Source organism: Aliidiomarina haloalkalitolerans (genome assembly GCF_003987315.1).
Classification (GTDB): domain Bacteria; phylum Pseudomonadota; class Gammaproteobacteria; order Enterobacterales; family Alteromonadaceae; genus Aliidiomarina; species Aliidiomarina haloalkalitolerans.
The window spans coordinates 543,064-561,107 of the sequence record NZ_PIPI01000001.1; the positions used below are offsets into that span (position 1 = coordinate 543,064).

13 protein-coding genes are annotated in these 18,044 nt (G+C 48.0%); 2 read left to right on the plus strand and 11 right to left on the minus strand.

What is annotated here, in order from left to right; all coding sequences use genetic code 11:
• Positions 1-242: 242 nt before the first annotated feature.
• The 4 genes from CWE06_RS02515 to CWE06_RS02530 form a co-directional block, all read right to left on the minus strand.
• Positions 243-3,197, minus strand: coding sequence for a TonB-dependent receptor plug domain-containing protein (locus tag CWE06_RS02515; RefSeq protein ID WP_126790847.1), 2,955 nt, complete (start codon positions 3,195-3,197; stop codon positions 243-245).
• Between the two features lie 401 nt (positions 3,198-3,598).
• Complete coding sequence (locus CWE06_RS02520) at positions 3,599-6,553, minus strand: TonB-dependent receptor plug domain-containing protein (RefSeq protein ID WP_126790849.1); 2,955 nt, start codon at positions 6,551-6,553, stop codon at positions 3,599-3,601.
• Positions 6,554-6,737: 184 nt separating this feature from the next.
• The gene (locus CWE06_RS02525; RefSeq protein WP_126790851.1) at positions 6,738-9,104 is read right to left on the minus strand and encodes an efflux RND transporter permease subunit; all 2,367 of its coding nucleotides are present in this window, start codon (positions 9,102-9,104) and stop codon (positions 6,738-6,740) included.
• Positions 9,105-9,119: 15 nt separating this feature from the next.
• Complete coding sequence (locus CWE06_RS02530) at positions 9,120-10,265, minus strand: WD40/YVTN/BNR-like repeat-containing protein (RefSeq protein WP_126790853.1); 1,146 nt, start codon at positions 10,263-10,265, stop codon at positions 9,120-9,122.
• 225 nt (positions 10,266-10,490) lie between these two features.
• Here CWE06_RS02530 and CWE06_RS02535 point away from each other — a divergent pair, with 225 nt between their 5' ends.
• Positions 10,491-11,840 carry a DUF1329 domain-containing protein gene (locus CWE06_RS02535; RefSeq protein ID WP_126790855.1) on the plus strand — a complete coding sequence of 450 codons (1,350 nt, stop codon included), beginning with the start codon at positions 10,491-10,493 and terminating at the stop codon, positions 11,838-11,840.
• A 128-nt stretch (positions 11,841-11,968) separates the two neighbouring features.
• Here CWE06_RS02535 and CWE06_RS02540 read toward each other — a convergent pair whose 3' ends face one another.
• The 3 genes from CWE06_RS02540 to CWE06_RS02550 form a co-directional block, all read right to left on the minus strand.
• Complete coding sequence (locus CWE06_RS02540) at positions 11,969-12,850, minus strand: NAD(P)-dependent oxidoreductase (protein ID WP_126790857.1); 882 nt, start codon at positions 12,848-12,850, stop codon at positions 11,969-11,971.
• A gap of 84 nt (positions 12,851-12,934) precedes the next feature.
• Positions 12,935-13,819: a methyltransferase domain-containing protein gene (locus CWE06_RS02545; protein ID WP_241972448.1), complete on the minus strand. Its 885-nt coding sequence runs from the start codon at positions 13,817-13,819 to the stop codon at positions 12,935-12,937.
• Between the two features lie 36 nt (positions 13,820-13,855).
• Positions 13,856-14,611 carry a Nif3-like dinuclear metal center hexameric protein gene (locus tag CWE06_RS02550; RefSeq protein WP_126790859.1) on the minus strand — a complete coding sequence of 252 codons (756 nt, stop codon included), beginning with the start codon at positions 14,609-14,611 and terminating at the stop codon, positions 13,856-13,858.
• Positions 14,612-14,734: 123 nt separating this feature from the next.
• On the opposite strand from CWE06_RS02550, the gene CWE06_RS02555 reads away from it, so the two are divergent.
• Complete coding sequence (locus CWE06_RS02555) at positions 14,735-15,115, plus strand: hypothetical protein (protein ID WP_126790861.1); 381 nt, start codon at positions 14,735-14,737, stop codon at positions 15,113-15,115.
• Positions 15,116-15,117: 2 nt separating this feature from the next.
• On the opposite strand, the gene CWE06_RS02560 is transcribed toward CWE06_RS02555, so the two are convergent.
• Genes CWE06_RS02560 through CWE06_RS02575 form a run of 4 tightly spaced genes read right to left on the minus strand, consistent with a single transcriptional unit; the run spans position 15,118 to position 18,026 of the window.
• Complete coding sequence (locus tag CWE06_RS02560) at positions 15,118-15,648, minus strand: DUF3833 domain-containing protein (protein WP_126790863.1); 531 nt, start codon at positions 15,646-15,648, stop codon at positions 15,118-15,120.
• The gene (locus tag CWE06_RS02565; RefSeq protein WP_126790865.1) at positions 15,645-16,199 is read right to left on the minus strand and encodes a chalcone isomerase family protein; all 555 of its coding nucleotides are present in this window, start codon (positions 16,197-16,199) and stop codon (positions 15,645-15,647) included. Before CWE06_RS02565 ends, CWE06_RS02560 begins: the two co-directional genes overlap by 4 nt.
• Before the next feature lie 52 nt (positions 16,200-16,251).
• A complete protein-coding gene (locus CWE06_RS02570; RefSeq protein ID WP_126790867.1) occupies positions 16,252-16,809 on the minus strand; it encodes a DUF2878 domain-containing protein in 558 nt (185 codons plus the stop codon).
• A complete protein-coding gene (locus CWE06_RS02575) occupies positions 16,782-18,026 on the minus strand; it encodes an SAM-dependent methyltransferase (protein ID WP_126790869.1) in 1,245 nt (414 codons plus the stop codon). The genes CWE06_RS02570 and CWE06_RS02575 overlap by 28 nt, the downstream gene beginning before the upstream one ends.
• Between the last annotated feature and the right edge of the window lie 18 nt (positions 18,027-18,044).

The following is an 18,044-nucleotide window of genomic DNA, read 5'->3' on the forward strand; positions in this document are numbered from 1 at the left end:
AGACAGCTGCAGCTGTCGACTGCCCATTCAGGCGCTACAAAGGCATTAAAAACCCAAATTAACAGTCAAAAACTGGCACTGACAGACCATATTAAAGTTAAAACACTGTTAATTGCAACGCTCAATGCTGATTTTATGCGATTCTGATGGCTTTTTATGTGAATTTGCCGCAAAAAAAAAGCACCAACCCCGAAGGATTGGTGCAAAAAGAAACTACAAAATGTACGTTTTATTGCTGTGCTTTAGAAACTATAAGAGAAGTTCACAAATGCACGGCGACCTAACAGCTCATACTGAGAAGCAAACAACATGGTGTTACCCGCGGTGTTTACTGCTGCAGGAGAAGCTTGTGGTGGACGTTTATCAAACGCGTTCGCTAGACCAACAGTGATATCCATGCTGTCCATCAGTGTTTTGTTCACTGAGAATGAATGCATCAGATACGTTGGCGCGTCGGCGATGAAACGAACGTCTTCATCACGATATGTAGTCAGGTTACCACGCGTGTAAAGGTGGTAGTTTGACACACTGCTGACGTACTGAATGTTCCAATTAAAGCGCCAGTCGTCACGCGTCAAGGTAGTATTCAAAGTACCTGATTGTTTCGGGTTACCTAAACGGCCGATATACTGAGTCGGTACGCTATCCGCAAACTGTTTGAAGTAACGCTCGATTTGCGTCATGTGGTTCAGACGCATACGTAAGTGACCAACCGGAGTTTCGGTTTGGTAAGTGATGACAACGTCAGCACCACGAATACGCTGTTCAGAAGTATTCAGGTAACCACCACGGACTTCGTCAACACCCCAGTCGAAGTTGTTTGCTTCGGTACCAGTACGACGGTCAATTTGACGACAGAACGGTTCGTTTTCAAAGCCATTCTCTGAGTAATAACACTGGCCAAGAACGCTTGAACCCGCAACGCTCGAGATCTGGTTACGGATCGTCACGTCATAGTAGTCAACTGACGCAGCAAAGGTATTCTCAGGGCTAGTGTAAACTAAGCCAACACCTTCAGAGGTCGAAGTTTCAGCGTTAAGTACACCTGCACCGCCACCAGTTACTGAGGTCATTGAACCACCAACACCAGCAACGTAAGTTTCAGGTACGCCAGCAGCTTGACAGTTTGCTTGTAGGATTTCGTTAGTCGACTCAACCCAGTTAATACATGGATCAACGTTCTGACCTAAGAAACCAGTTTGACCTTCAAGGTAAAGCTCGAACAATGCCGGTGCACGGAACGAAGTACCACGTGAAGCACGTGCCCGGAAGCCGTTACCGATTGTCCAGTTTGCGCTCAGTTTGAAAGTGTCGCCGCTACCATAGGTATTCACGCGAGTGTGACGTGCAGAGGCAGTCACATCTAATGCTTCAATTAACGGTAAGTCACGCAGCAATGGTGCTTGAACTTCAGCGAATACTGCAGTGGTTGTTCCGCGACCTGCGGTGATACCAGCAGAGCTTAAGCCCCACGAGTTACCATTTCGGGTATGGAAACCAGGAGTGTCCTGAATTTCGTCAGTCTGGTAAGACACACCAACTGCGGTCGCTAACGTACCGTGCGGCAGGTCAAACAAATCACCGGTGATGTAACCTTCAACCGTGTCTTGCTTGTAAACAGTCTTACCTTTGTCTTCACCGAATAGGAAGTCAGCAACGCCTGGGCCTAAGTCCGTGCCACTTAAGTGACCATGAGTAAACCAGTTCACTTGCGTGCACTGACGACCAGAGTATTCAGTCACACCGGTGCAATCATTCAAACCAAGTAAATTCTCATGAGCCATGAGCATCGAATCAGCGAAGATAATCTCTTGCTTGTATTCACCGCGGTTAAGTGAACGCTGCCACGAAGCTTCCCAGTTCCAGTAACCGAGAGAGCCTTCTAAGCCCGCAACAAAGCGCGTGTAATCGACAGTGGTTTCACTGCTGTAGTGATCGGTTAATGCAACCGGCATCACGGCTAAGCCAGCACCGTTATCCTGCCAACCAGGTAAAGTATTGATTGGAATATATGACGCCAAACCAGGGTTGTTGGTCCAGAACTGGCGTACACTGTCAATTTTTGTCGTCCGTTGGCTGTGCATTAATTCAACAAATGCAGAAACTGTATCGGTAATGTCGTAATCGGCTTGTTGGAACACAGACCAAACAACAGACTCTGGGATCATGGTTTGATTGCGATGTAAATCACTGGTGTTATCTAACCAACCATCGGTTTCTTTAGTGTGGCCAGCCCAATACCAACCATCTGGAGCTGATACAACGAACGGGTTACCGTACTCGCCTTCAGAAGCTAAATGTGGGAAACCAAAGCCAGTGTTATCGAACTGGAAGCGACCCATGTGGTTGTTCCACAAGCCATAACCACTACCATTACAATGATATTCACCGGTGCGCGGATCGATCGGATCAGCACGCTCACCTGTGGTTGGATCGAAGAAATAGCGTGTTGGGCAACCAAAATGGTCGCGATCGCCACGTTTTAAACCCGAATTGTGGTTGTAATCAGCAACAACGCGGTACGAGCCACGATCAAATGCAGTACCCCAAGTACCGTTGACACGGAAGGTTTCCCCGCCTGACTCAAACGGTTGGCTGGCAGTCACGTTGATACTCTTCTCGTCACCACGCTTGGTGATGATGTTAATAACACCAGCAACAGCGTCTGAGCCGTAAAGTGAAGACGCACCGTCTTTCAGAATTTCGACACGTTCAACGGCAGAAATTGGCAATGCGTTCATGTCGAAAGAAGCGACCTGACCGCGGGTACCCGCTGGTCCGGCGCGACGGCCGTTTAATAGTACTAGGGTACGGTTTGCACCAAGACCACGCATTGAAATCGACTCTGCACCTGCACCACCGGCGGTAACAAAGCCAACCGAATAAGCTGAAATCAGCTGGTCTGAGCCCGACGCAATCGTCGACGTCCGCAGTAATTCACCGAGGGTATTCAGACCCTGCTCGGTCGCAATTTCAGTACTAATAATGTCGATCGGTGTAGCATTATCTAAACCATCGGTACGAATCCGTGAACCAACAACTTGAATTCGCTCAGGACGATCACTAGAGCGCGCTTCACGCTCTTCTTCGTCGTCATTTTCTTGCGCACTCGCAACGCCTGCTAGTGCCATGGTCGAAGCAGCACCGAAAGCAAGTGCAATGCGCACAGATTTGCTTAATTTTGAGTTCGTAAACATCCCATTACTCCCTGGGGAAAACTGCAACAGTGAACAGTCATCCACTCGTATGTGTATATTATTTTTCTTGAGGCAATAACTACACCATTGGTCAATAACCAATGACTTACAAGAATCGCCTGACGCCCGATACTAGGAGGAATGGATTAAAATCGATATGAAGCTGAACGCTGAAAACCTACTGTTTATCTCATACTTGACCAAATAGGATAAAAACTAAACAGTTACTTTACCGTTGGTTTTATTCCATTATGTTATATATGAACTTACATACTCTGAGCTTTGTTAAAATTAGTAAAGATGCATGCAAGCATCCACTAGTAAGTAAAATTGCATAAAAAAAAACACCAGCTTCGAAAAGCTGGTGCTTATTCAGTTAGACCTAAATTCTAAAATTAAGATTAGAACTTGTACGAAGCATTCAAGAATGCACGACGACCTAACAATTCGTATTGAGAAGCAAACAACATGGTGTTACCTGCAGTGTTAACTGCTGCTGGTGACGCCTGTGGTGGACGCTTATCAAACACGTTTGAAAGACCTAAAGTGATATCTAAACCGCTATCATACTGTTTGTTCACTGAGAACGAGTGCATCAAGTAAGTTGGTGCGTCAGCAATGAAGCGAACGTCTTCACCACGATACGTTGTCAGGTTACCACGAGTATATAAGTGGTAGTTAGACACGCTGCTTACATAACGAATGTTCCAGTTATAGCTGATGCCGTCACGTGACAAGGTCGTATTTAAAGTACCAGTCTGTTTCGGGTTACCGATACGGCCTACGTACTGAATTGGTGTACTATCGTCGAACTGCTTGAAGTAACGCTCGATTTGCGAGGTGTGGTTCAAGCGAACACGTAACATACCCCATGGTGTTTCGTCTTGGTAAGTTACCACGAAGTCGGCACCACGTACGCGCTGCTCAGACGTATTCAAGTAACCACCACGAACTTCTTCAACACCCCAGTCGAAGTTATTACCTTCGTTACCGGTACGGCGCGTGATTTGACGACAGAATGGTTCGTTTGCGAAGCCAGCTTCTGAGAAGTAACAACGACTCATGACTGAACTACCAGCAACGTTTGAAATTTGACCACGAATGGTTACATCGTAATAGTCTACAGACGCTGCAAAACGGTTTTGCGGGCTAGTGTAAACTAAACCAATACCTTCAGAGGTTGAGGTTTCAGCGTCGAGCTGACCTGCACCACCACCGGTTACTAACGTCATTGAGCCACCCACTGCAGCAATGTAGCTTGCTGGTACGCCAGCGGCTTGACAGTTTGCTTGCAAGATTTCGTTGGTTGACTCAATCCAGTTCACACAAGGGTCGGTGTTCTGGCCGGCGAAACCGGTTTGGTTCTCGAGGAACAATTCAAACAGAGCTGGCGCACGGAATGAAGTACCACGAGATGCACGCATACGGAAACCGTGACCGATGGTCCAGTTCGCGCTGATCTTATAGGTGTCACCGCTACCGTAAGTGTTCACTTGGTTGTAACGAGCTGACGCAGTTAAGTCTAACGCTTCAATCAGTGGTAAATCACGGATTAGAGGCGCTTGGATTTCCGCATACACGGCTTTCGTGGTTGAACGACCAGCAGTGATACCTGCACCAGTTAAGCCCCAAGAGTTACCCATGCGAGTGTGGTAGCCCGGAGTATCTTGAAGTTCATCAGTTTGATACGACACACCAACTGCAGTCGCTAAAACACCCGCTGGTAAGTCGAATAAGTCACCAGTGATATAAGCGTCGATTGTATCTTGCTTATAGATAGTGCGACCCACTTCTTCACCGAATAAGAAGTCTTCTACGCCAGGGCCATAATCGGTACCGTTGAGGTGGCCATCGGTGAACCAGTTCACTTGCGTACAAGGCTTCAGTGAAATTGCAGTAATACCAGTACAGTCATTTAAACCAAGCAATGCTTCATGAGCCATGACCATTGAGTCTTGGAAAATAATTTGGTTGCGGTACTCACCACGGTTTAATGAACGCTGCCAAGAGACGTCCCACGTCCAGTAGCCAAGTGAACCTTCTAAGCCAGCAACAAAACGGCTGTAATCAACGGTTGTTTTGCTGCTGAAGTGGTCGGTTAATGCTACAGGCATAACACCTAACGCAGGGTTAGACGCTTCCCAACCTGGTAAAGTGTTCACCGGGATGTAAGAAGCCAAACCTGGGTTACTGGTCCAGAACTGACGCACTGAGTCAATGTAGGTTTCACGCGAGCTGTGCATTAACTCTGAGTAAATTGAAACTGTGTCAGTTAAGTCATAGTCTGCTTGTTGATAAATTGACCACACGCGAGTCTCAGGAATCATCGTACGGTTACGGTGTAGTTCGCTGGTGTTGTCGAACCAACCATCAGTTTCTTTGGTGTGACCTGCCCAGTACCAGCCAGCTGGTGCTTGAGTAAGTAATGGATTGCCGTATGGCGAGCCAGACGCTGCACCAGGGAAACCAAAACCATCGCGGTCAAACTGGAAACGGCCACCGTTGTTTACCCACAAACCGAAGCCTGTGTCGTTACAGTGGTAGTCACCCGTACGTGGATCGATTGGATCAGCACGCTCACCGGTAGTTGGGTCGAAGAAGTAACGCGTTGGACAACCAAAGTGGTCACGATCGCCACGCTTCAAGCCAGTGTTATGGTTGAAGTCGGCAACAACACGGTATGAACCGCGGTCAAATGCAGTACCCCAAGTACCATTGATACGGAAGGTTTCCCCGCCTGAGTCAAATGGCTGGCTACCACTAACGTTGATGCTCTTCTCGTCACCACGTTTAGTGATGATGTTGATTACACCAGCGACCGCGTCAGAACCGTACAGTGAAGACGCACCGTCTTTCAAGATTTCAACACGCTCAACTACCGTAACTGGCAGTGAGTTCATGTCGAACGCTGCAACCTGACCACGGGTACCCGCAGGACCGGCACGACGGCCGTTTAACAATACGAGAGTACGGTTCGCACCAAGACCACGCATTGAGATTGACTCGGCACCAGCACCACCGGCAGTAACGAAGCCAACAGAATAAGCAGAAATCAACTGGTCAGAACCAGAAGCGATGGTTGAAGTACGGAGTAACTCACCTAGGGTGTTAAGACCCTGCTCGGTAGCGATCTCTGCACTGATGATGTCGATTGGCGTAGCGTTATCAATACCGTCGGTACGGATACGTGAACCAACAACTTGAATTCGTTCAGGACGCTCGCTCTCACGAGCTTCGCGTTCCTCTTCATTTTCTTCTTCTTGTGCGCTTGCCACGCCGGCTAATGCCATTGTTGAAGCTGCACCAAAAGCTAGCGCGAGGCGCACTGCTTTATTTAGTTTTGAGTTTGTGTACATTTTGAGCTCTCCCTGGATCACTACACAGTGATTTTGGATTTATTATTATTTCGTGCGAAATCTAACATGCGGTTTCGCACTAGTACGGGGCGGAAAGTCCGCCCCGTGAGCTCAAGAATAAATGTAAACGAAATGAAAAATCAACCGAATGTTAAAAAAACTTTATGTACTTAACATCTAGTGATTATAAACCGGCTGCCGGTTTCTTCGGCTTTACGCCAAAAATCCGCGCCAGCGCTGGGATTAGGATGAGTGCACCTAACATATTCCAGATAAACATGAAGGTTAATAATAAACCCATATCTGCTTGGAATTTAATCGGTGACCAAATCCATGTGGCAACGCCTATGGCAAGTGTTAAACCCGTAAAGCCAACTGCTTTACCAGTTTTTGACAAGGCGTACAGGTAACTCTCGGTTAAATCCATGCCCTGTTTCAGCGCTTCCTGCATCTTACTATAGATATAAATGCCGTAATCGACACCGATACCGACTCCTAGCGCAATCACGGGCAGCGTTGCTACCTTGATGCCGATGCCGAGCATAGCCATCAGCGCTTGGCTCATAATGGTGGTGAACATCAGTGGTAAGACGATGCACAGTACCGTGCGAATGCTACGGAAGGTAATCAAACACAGCGCAATCACCACGCCATACACCCACAACAACATGCGGAACTGAGCATCTTCGATAACTTTATTGGTTGCGGCCTCAATTCCAGCATTACCAGCGGCAAGTAAGAAGTCGAGATCATCAGATGGGAACGCAGCTGAGAACGCACGAACTTCGTCAACTACACGGTTTAGGGTGTCAGCTTTGTGATCGTTCAAATAAATAATCACTGGCGCCATGCTACAGTCGCCATTAATGAGGCCCGAAGGTGCTTGCGAAATCGACGCATTCATGACGAAGTTGTCACGATTAATACTCGACCATTTCAAGTTACCCTCGTTAATGCCTGCCATACCGAGTTTTGAAACATAGGCAATCGACCGAACGGCTTGCACACCTGGAACGTTTTCCATGTGCCATTGGAAACGATCCATCAGCGCCATATTCTGATAATGAATACAAGCGCCTGGAGCAGTCTCAGCCATTACTACGAAAATATCGGTACTGGCACTGTAGTTCGCCACTTGGAAGGCGTTATCGAGGTTATAGCGCGAATCTGCACGCAATTCCGGCGCCCCTGTATCTAAGTCACCGATTTGCAGGTCTTGCGCCTTATAAATGCCCCAAGTTGCCATCAAGCCCGCGATAACCACTGCGCCAATGGCCCACTTTGGCTGCGTAAAGCGATCGAATAATTGGAAGATCGGATGGTCTTTCTTTTGCACTTCTTCAAGGTACTTGACGCCGCGTGGGCTAACACCGATGTACGAGGTTAAAATTGGCAGCAAACCTAAGTTGGTTAAAACAATGACGGCAACACCAATACTTGCAGCAATCGCGAGTTCCTTAATGACCGCCACGTCGATGACCATCAAGGTAGTGAAACCCACAGCATCAGAGATCAATGCAGTCAAGCCCGCAACATAAAGACCACGGAATGCAATTCGTGACGCCCCTACTTTGTCGTAACCTTCAACGCGGTTAGCAATAACTGCGTTAATGATCTGAACGCCGTGACTGACACCAATTGCGAAGACTAAGAATGGCACCAACATTGAGTATGGGTTAATGCCACTACCAATCAGTTTGATAATCCCCAACTGCCAAATAACTGCGATACCCGAGCAGAGCAGGACTACAATTGAACTGCGCACACAGCGGCTATAAGCAAACAGCATGGCAAACGTAATCAGCATAGCGAGGAAGAAGAAGCCGCCGACTAAAAGCGCGCCATCAATCAAATCACCAATGACCTTGGCAAAACCAACAATTTGAACTTTTATCGTGTCAGTTTCATAACGGGCTCGAATCTGAGACTCAAGCTGCTGTGAAAATTGATGGTAGTCAAGGCTTTCTCCTGTTTCCGGATCGATTTCATTCAGCGGCACATAAATCAGTGCGGAACGGAAATTATTTGCGACTAAATCACCCACGGTGCCTGAACGGAGAATATTTTGCTGCAATTGCTCCATCGACTCCTGCGAACCATCGTAGTTCTGCGGAATAACCGGACCACCAACGAAACCTTCTTCGGTCACTTCCGACCAACGTACGTTCGGCGTCCAAATAGAGCGCATACCAGAACGATTAACACCGTTCAAAAACGAGATTTCATCGGTAATTTCACGCAGTAAGTCTTGATATTCTGGTGTGAAAATATCGCCTTCAGTAGTTTCCACCGATATCCGAACTGCATTCCCCATCGCCGCTAAGTCATCACTATACTTAAAGAAGTTTTGAATGAACTCGTGGTTCCCAGGAATCATTTTCTGCAAGCTAGCGTCTGGACGTACTTGTGCTGCGTGATAAAACAGAAATGCAGTAATGACGGCGAAGAATAATAACCAAGGCAAACGGAAGTTAAATAAAATCTTTTCAAATCGCCCGGAATGACCGTGAATTTCAACTAGGTCGAATTTCTTGTTATTTGTGTCGTTCATTCGAATGCTATCCCCTTAAATGCCGTGCATTGCCGTCACTGCCGGCAAGGAAAAGGTGAGAAGTCCTGAGCGACCGATTAGAATTAATTGGTCGTCAGACATTTGCCGTACACCAGCTAATGGTGAACTGGACTCATGCTCAAAACGGAGTAATGCGCGAGTTTCTGGGTCTATCACTAATAACGTCCCCGAGTGACCTGCTAGAACTACGCGACCATCATTAAGAATTGTGCCCGCATTTAGGTTATAGCGGGTATTGGTATCGACTTGCTCAAAGTCATAACCGTCGCCCGACACAAACACATTACCGCGTAATCCGTAAATCCAGAGTTGCCCTAAATCATCAAATAGCGCCCCAAATAGCGAACCATGGTAAGGCGAGTCGAGCATTTCAAAGGTTTCGCCCTGATCATAACTGCGTGCCAACAAGCCTGCTTCGCCAACGAGGATAAGCTCCCCATCTGGCCCTACAACCAACTTATTAATATGATTGCCAATAATATTATCGATTGCGCCATTGTTTACCGACCAACTGCTGCCACCATCAGTGGTTCGCAACATAGTCCCGTAAGCACCAACCGCAATCCCTACTTCACGATTAAAGAAGTGTAAATCAAGAAATGGTTTCGTTGGCCCGACATCAAATTGAATTTCGGCACCGCCAATATGGAAAAACAGCTCGTCGAGCTCAAACTCCAATTCTTCTGCTTCGAATTCGTCTTCAGCGTTTTCAATCGCATCCTCGAGTTCAATTTGGCGTTCTTGCAACCATTCATACTCAAGGGCTAATAACTGATGTCCATCGAGACGCATCTGCCAGCTTTGTCCGCCATCGGTACTTTGCAATAAAACACCATCGTGCCCTGCTACCCAAATGTGCTCGTCATCGACTGCGTGAATTGCAGTTAACAATACACTGGTCGGCACTTCGCGTTGTTGCCAGTTTGCGGGGTTATTAAATTCAATAATGGTACCGAAACCACCCACAGCAATAAAATGTTCACCATGCTGAGCAATGCCGGTAATAAGACCCTGATTCGCGCGTTGTGCTTGTGGCGCTGGGGTATGCAGCGGGTCATAATTCTCTATTGGCTCTGGAGCACTTGCATAAGCTGTTGCAAGTGCGCTGGCTAAGATTCCCGCAAAGGCAATCCGTTTCATAGATTAACTCCAGTTTTTGTTGTCTGCGAAACTGGCGTTTCGCCCAAAATTTGTTATTGTTCACGATTGTATAGTCTAACAGGCGTTTGAAAACCCTTCTAACCTAATTTTTCTTGTATTTTATTTTCTTTAAAATTGGTGTAGCTTACAGATTAACCCATTCGGAACTAATTTCCGGACTGGTGTTCATAATAAAAGAACGCACAGGAACTAAGGACAACGACAATGAAAAAAATCATGCTTACTGCCGGAGTCATGGCACTTTCGCTGGTATCAGCTGGTGTCAACGCAGCGGTTTCGCAAGAAGAAGCAGCCCGCTTGGGTCAGGATCTGACTCCATTAGGTGCTGAGCGTGCGGGTAATGCCGACGGAACTATCCCCGAGTGGACTGGCGGTTATTCACGTCCAGGTGAGGATGTAAACCGTCCACAAAACCCATTCCCAGACGACCGTCCACTTTTCACTATTACCCGTGAGAATTTAAATGACCACCGCGACCGCCTGAGCCCAGGTCAAATCGCGATGTTCGAACGTTACGACACCTTCAAAATGCACATTTATGAAACGCGTCGTACTGCTGCTTACCCGCAAGACATTTACGACATCGTCCGCAAAAATGCGGAGAATGCTCGTTTAGTTGAAGGCGGTAGCGGCCTTGTTGGTTTTGAAGGTTATGTCCCCTTCCCAATTCCAAATTCAGGTTTAGAAGTCATCTGGAACCACCTCACACGCTATCGTGGTGGTGCAGTACAACGAACCGTTGGCCAGTTCCCAGTGCAAGCCAACGGCCGTTTCGAAATGGTACGTTTGCGCGAACAACTCGTTTGGCCTGAGCACCTTGAAGGTGGCCGTACTGACGCTGATGACAATATTTTGTTCTACTTCTTACAAGAAGTACTGGCTCCAGCGCGTTTAACCGGTACCGTATTGTTGGTTCACGATACCATTGACCAAGTGAAAGAAAGCCGCCGTGCGTGGTTGTACAACGCTGGTCAGCGCCGCGTTCGTCGTGCACCGAACGTTGCTTATGACGGCCCAGGTACTGCGTCAGACGGTCTGCGTACTTCTGACGGTCTTGATATCTTTAATGGTGCTCCAGACAAGTACGAATGGAAACTCGTTGGTAAGAAAGAAATGTACATTCCGTACAACAACTACAAGTTGATGGATCCGTCATTGAAGTACACCGACATCATTATGCCAGGTCACTTGAACCCAGAACATCTGCGGTATGAGTTACACCGCGTATGGGTTGTCGAAGCCACGGTAAAAGATGGCGAGCGTCATATTTATGCTCAGCGTAACTTCTTTATCGACGAAGACACCTGGACAGCGTCAGTCGTTGACCACTACGACGGCCGTGGTGAATTATGGCGTGTTGCTGAAGCCTATAACGCACAATTCTACGGTAGCGACGTACCGTGGATGGCAGCAGAAGCACTCTATGACCTCAACAATGGTCGTTACATTGCTTTAGGCTTAGCGAATGAAGAAGGTGATTTCATCGACTTCAATATTACGCCTCGTCGCCAAGACTTCACCCAGCAAGCATTACGCCGCATGGGTATTCGTTAAGCAGCCCTAGCAAGCGAAACTAAAACGGCAGCCCATGGCTGCCGTTTTTTTATTGTTCTATAAGATTTAGTTTCGCAGGATTTCGTTTCACACGACTCTGTTTCAAAAGATTCACTGCAATCACGTTACTAGGTGTGTTTTTTTGCCGCAGTGCCAAGACGGGTAATCAGGCTTGAGGTATCAAAACGTTGACCTCCTAACGCTTGAACGTCAGCATAGAATTGATCAACGAGTGCAGTTAAAGGTAACCGGCTACCGTTGCGCCCGGCTTCCTGTAATGCAATCTGCAGATCCTTGCGCATCCAATCCACGGCAAAACCAAACTCAAACTCACCGCGCCACATTGTCGCACTACGGTTATCCATTTGCCAACTACCTGCTGCGCCCTTGCTAATTGCCGCTACTAATCGCTCTTGGTCAAGTCCGGCATTCTTGGCAAACTGTAACCCTTCGGCTAAGCCTTGGACAACACCAGCAATACAGATTTGATTAACCATTTTCGCTAATTGCCCACTGCCTGCCGGACCTTGCAAACCAACGTACCGGGAGAAACAATCGAGTAACGGCTGTACTTTGGCAAGTACTGCTTCCTCACCGCCGACCATCACTGTCAGCTGGCCATTTTCCGCCCCTGCTTGACCGCCGGAAACAGGCGCATCAAGAAACTCAACCTGTTGGCTCGCACATGCACCAGCAAGTTCACGCGCTAGTTCAGCAGAAGCGGTCGTGTGGTCAACGAGCACCGTTCCAGCTTTCATGGCCGCTAAAACGCCTTGTTCGCCGTACACGACGCTGCGCACATCGTCATCATTACCAACACAAACAAATACCACATCGGCACCTGTGGCGGCCTCAGCTGGCGTGTGAAACGCACTGCCGCCGAAACGTGTCACCCACTGCTCAGCTTTTGCAAACGTTCGATTGTACACCTGTACCTGATGGCCGCCTTGTTGCAAATGGCCTGCCATCGGAAAGCCCATTACCCCTAAACCAATAAACGCAACTTGCATGCTCGCTCCCCTATTTCATCAATATTTTGCGTATGTGTTCTGACCACGCCTGAATCTGTGATGTCACCGTATTGACAGCACTTGCTAATCGGTTCGACGTAACAATAAATGCTGATATCGTCCAAGCTGTCGATATGGTTCTTGCCCACGATACTCGAGTTCGAGTTCGATTAACTCCGGACTATTCTGCAATGCTTGCGCCGCTTGTTGAATCACCTGTGTTGCAACGGTTGCCGAACCAGCGTCACCTAACCCTCGGCGTTGCTGATACACCATTTGGTGGGTGGGTTCGCGCAGGTAATCATGAAAGCAACGAACACCACTATGTCGATACAGCGTAAACGGCTGTTGAGCGAACTGATTCAGCACTTGCTCTGGCAGCAAAGGTGAATTCGGACTAAAGCGAACCTTTTTCTTGACCTGCAGGCCCGCCTGCACGTACGCAAAGTTGCCATAGACCATGTTCGCCATACGCTTTGCGTGCAGATTGTAAAACATTAGTGATAACCAACCACCCGGTTTCACTCGGGCACAAATTTCCGGTATCGCCGCTAAGGGATCAGCTAACCATTCCAGTACCGCATGGCAGAGCACAACCTCATATTGTTCATCGCCGATTACCTGTGATAAATCTTGCAACGCTGCAGTATGGTATTGGTAGTTCTCGGCAAGTCCCTGCTGACGATGGTTCTCTTCCGCGCTAGCGACCATTTCTGCAGCAATGTCCGTATGCACAACCTGATAACCCGCCTGCGCAAAAAGGCTGTTCACTTGGCCGATACCACCACCAATATCGAGAACACTGCCCTTGGCTACATGCGGCTGCAGCAAAAAACCTAAATCGGCACTTAGTACCGCCTGCCGAATCTTGCCTTTGGCGGTCGCATAAATATTTTGCTGAAAGCGACTGACGTCATCGGTAAAGGCACGATCAGTCGCTTGCACTTGTTCTAATTTTTTATCGGTCACAGTGAATCTCTTTTCGCCGAAATTCGACAGTCGTGACTAAGCAGGATTGTCGATGTCTATAAACTCAACGTCTAGCGAACTGGCTTGCGCTAGTTTAACACCAAGTGCTTGAACCCCGTAACGCTCAGTAGCGTGATGTCCTGCGGCAATAAACTGAATGCCGCATTCCCGCGCAACATGTATGGTTTGTTCAGAAACTTCACCCGTAATAAAAGCGTCAGCACCCGCCTGCAGCGCCTGTTCAATAAAGCCCTGACCGCCACCCGTACAAACCGCCACGCGTTGAATGGGTTGCTCATTTAATTCGCAAGCAACTAAGGTGCGGCCCAGCTTAAATTCGATGCGATCAGCAAGTTCATAGCCGGATATCGGTTCAACGAACTGGCCAAGCTGGAGAATCCCTTCAGGCTTAACGCCTGCAGCGGCATGAATCGCTTCGCAGCCGAGTAAATTGAGTAACTGGCGGTTATTACCAAACTCAGGGTGAATATCCAAAGGTAAGTGATAGGCAATTAAGTTAATTTGATGCTCGAGCAATGTCTTAATTCGATTGTATTTCATACCAACAATCGGTTCGGCTTCACCTTCCCAGAAATAGCCGTGATGAACAATAATCGCATGTGCTTGCGCTGCAACAGCTTGGTCGATTAGAGCTTGACTGGCCGTGACCCCGGTCACTACCTTATGAATCTCGGCTTGTCCTTGCACTTGCAAGCCATTGGGGCAGTAATCTTGGACGAGCTCAGGCTGCAACCAGTCATTTAATTGAGCTAACACTTGTTCGCGTAACATGAAGCACTCCTCGTCTATCACCTTGCTGTTAATATGCTTGCTTTCGGCCGCAAATTAGACAGCAACATAAAAAATCGGTATAAAAATAGAGAATCCATTATCTTAACACACAGGGAAACCACGATGAGCAAACTTGATAAAGACCAGGTGCTTGCCGACTTCACTGCGGCCTATGAAAAAGCCAATGGTAAAAAGCCAGATATCGCCGAGAACAACGGCTGGTTTAGTGTCGATGGCGGAAAAAACGTCCGCTTAGCTCAGTTAGCGGAACAAGCTTCTGAGCTAACTGGTGGTCAAAGTAGCGATAGTAAGCCCGCTAAGAAAGCGAGTACTGCCAGCAAAAAAACAGCGACAAGCGACAAGAAAGCCAGCAAAACGCCCGCAACGAAAAAAGCCACGACTCAATCAAAGTCGAGTAGTGGCGGGCTAAGTGCGAAAGAATTGTGGCAACAGCGCCTCCGTGAAACTAAAGGCGACTCGCGGTTGCCACGCGGTATGCAATAGACTTACTGCGCTTGTTTACGCTCGATGAAAATAGTGATATCACCAACGCGGAAACCGAATTTGCGCATTTCCGTTTTGTTAATTAAGCGGTTTTCATCGAGCAAAAACATCCAATCATCAAGGGTGACTGATATCGTGCCATCACGAAATGGCACTTCTAATTGGTAGACCCAGTGCAGTGCGTTACCCACGGTGGTACCCCGGGCTTCGCCAACCACATCACCGGCTGTACCGATATAAGTATTATCGGCCACTTTGGTTAAACGCCAAACTCGCGTTTGCTCGCGGCCGTCGTCCCAATAAAAGACTTCATCGAGCACGCCGTTGGCACCTTCCCAACTGGCGTCAATTTCAGCTCGAAAGCGCTGAGTTACTTTGCCTGAGCGATCTTGTACCATGCCATACGCGACTAGGTCGCCAACAAAGAACTCATCTAAATGTAATGCTGGTTCCACGCCCTGATAATCCTCGATCTTGCTACTGCAACCTGCTAATAAACAGACTGCTATCAACCCTAACCAAACTTGTTTCATCCCCGCTCTCCTACTAATTCGTCGCGACTGCGACGAAAACGTGCCTGTTCTGACAGCCAAATGGCAAAAAACCGTTCCGCGAATCCGGGGGCTTCAATTACACCGAGCTCGCGCTCACGCGAAAAGAATCGGGTTCCACCCTCTTCATTACGTACAGCAACGATACAGTCGCCTGAATTAACGTCTGGCCACATAGCGTTGAGTTCAGCAAGCCAAGTTTCCGAATCAGAGGTCACGAGATCCATACGTTCCCACTCGTCACGGGTTTGATTGACCAACTGTTGTGCACTGAAGTTTCGCGCGTATTCGATAGCTAAAGCGACTTGTTCGGCATTGTCTAAATCACCGCTATCGGTAAACAACGCAGCATCGTAGATACGCATGAATAGAACTCGTAAACGCGTCTCACCGACAGGCTTTAACGCTTCCGCGATTTGCGCTTCGTTTTGGCTTTTAGCTGCATTTAAACATTGTTGTGAAGCCTGTACTGGCAACGCAACACACGCTGCACAAAAAGCGAATGAGACGAGAGCTTTACTTAACTGCACCATAGACAAACCTCTTAGTGATGCGATGACCAACCGGTATATGTTGCTATAGTGCTCAGGATCGAGAGTCAGCTGGCGCTCGATGTGGTTGCACTATCGCAGCAATAATCACCATCATTACGCTCCAAAACAGGCTATAGACCACCAGCGCAGGTAAGAAATTGACTTGGAGCTCGGCCGCACCTAAGCGCTCACCGGCGAAATAGGTAATGGGGCCAAAAATAGCTCCGAGCACCGCCGCAATTACGAAGCGTTTGCGCAAGTAATCAAAAACCACCAATGCCATGCCGCTAAAACCAACCCAAAGCAAAATCAGCCAGAGGGGAATCCAGTCTGTGCCAGTAAAGCGGATAACACCGAAGGTTACAGTCGCCAACTCGAGCAAACAACCTAGCACCACTAAACCCATTAACTGCCAACGTTGCCGCCAGAGTATCTTGGGTGTTGCCGCAAACATCAGGAAAATCAGTAAAAATGTCAGCCAAAGCCAGCCTTCGCGCCCGAGCACTGCTGCTAACCAGACAAAGTCGAAGATGAAAAAAGCTGCTAAGCGATGATTGCCTAACAGCTTCCAAAGTAAGGCCCTTAGGCGCGGGAAGATTTGCTGGCGCATAATTGAATGGCACTGATTGTACGTTGTTTAAAACCACCTTCGCAGTAGCAGAAATAGTAATTCCACATGCGTGCAAAACGTTCGTCATAGCCTAGAGGCTCAAGCTCATGCCGACGGGCGTTAAAACGCTGACGCCAAGCATTCAAGGTTTTGCCATAGTCAAGACCAATGTCACTCACAGACCGAATAACCATATCGGTGTGGCGGCGATACATTTTGCCCAGTAACTCAATCGACGGCAAATAGCCCCCTGGGAAGATATATTTTTGAATGAAATCAACGCTGCGGTTATAACGCTCAAGGCGTTGATCAGCGATAGTAATCGCCTGTAGAACCATCAACCCACCTGGCTTCAATAACGCATTGCACTGTTTGAAAAAGGTACTCATGTATTCAGCACCGACCGCTTCGATCATCTCGACTGAAACAAGCTTGTCATACTGACCACGCAGGTCACGGTAATCTTCAATCAACAAAGTGATTTTATCTTCCAGCCCGCGTTCTTTCACCAAAGCCTGGGCATAGTCATATTGCTCACGAGAGATGGTGGTCGTCGTCACCTTGCAGCCATAATTTTCTGCGGCGAAAATAGCTAAACCACCCCAGCCCGTACCGATTTCCAACAAATGGTCCTCGGGAGTTAGAGCAAGTTGATCACACAGGCGCTTCAATTTTTCGCTCTGCGCTTCATCAATGGTCATCTCGTCGGTCGCAAAAACAGCACTTGAATATTGCATACGTTCGTCGAGGAAGCGTGTATACAACTCATTACCCAAATCGTAGTGCGCTGAAATGTTCTCTTTTGCCCGCGCTTTACTGTTTCTGCGACGAACATGGCTGAGCATATGTAGCGGCCAAGACAGCCACGCTAGGCGCTTGTCGAGTTCATCGAGAACGTTTAGGTTTGCGGCGAACAGTTCGATCACCGCAGTCAGGTCATCAGATTCCCAGTAACCGGCCATGAAAGCCTCACCGGCACCAATGTCACCAGAGAAAACGAGCGCACGATAAGTGCGTGGGTCATGAATTCTAATCTCAGCTTGGGGGCCAGGGTGATTGCCGCTAAACCTAGCAACTTCTGTTTGGCCTTCACGAATCACTATGGTTCCATATTGCAAGCGTTTGAGAACGGTAAATAGAATCTTGCGCGCAAAGCGGTCGAAACGACTAAACGACTGACTTTGGGTCATAAATGATTCACTCGTTGTTGATGGCATATCAGTTCCTTGGAAACT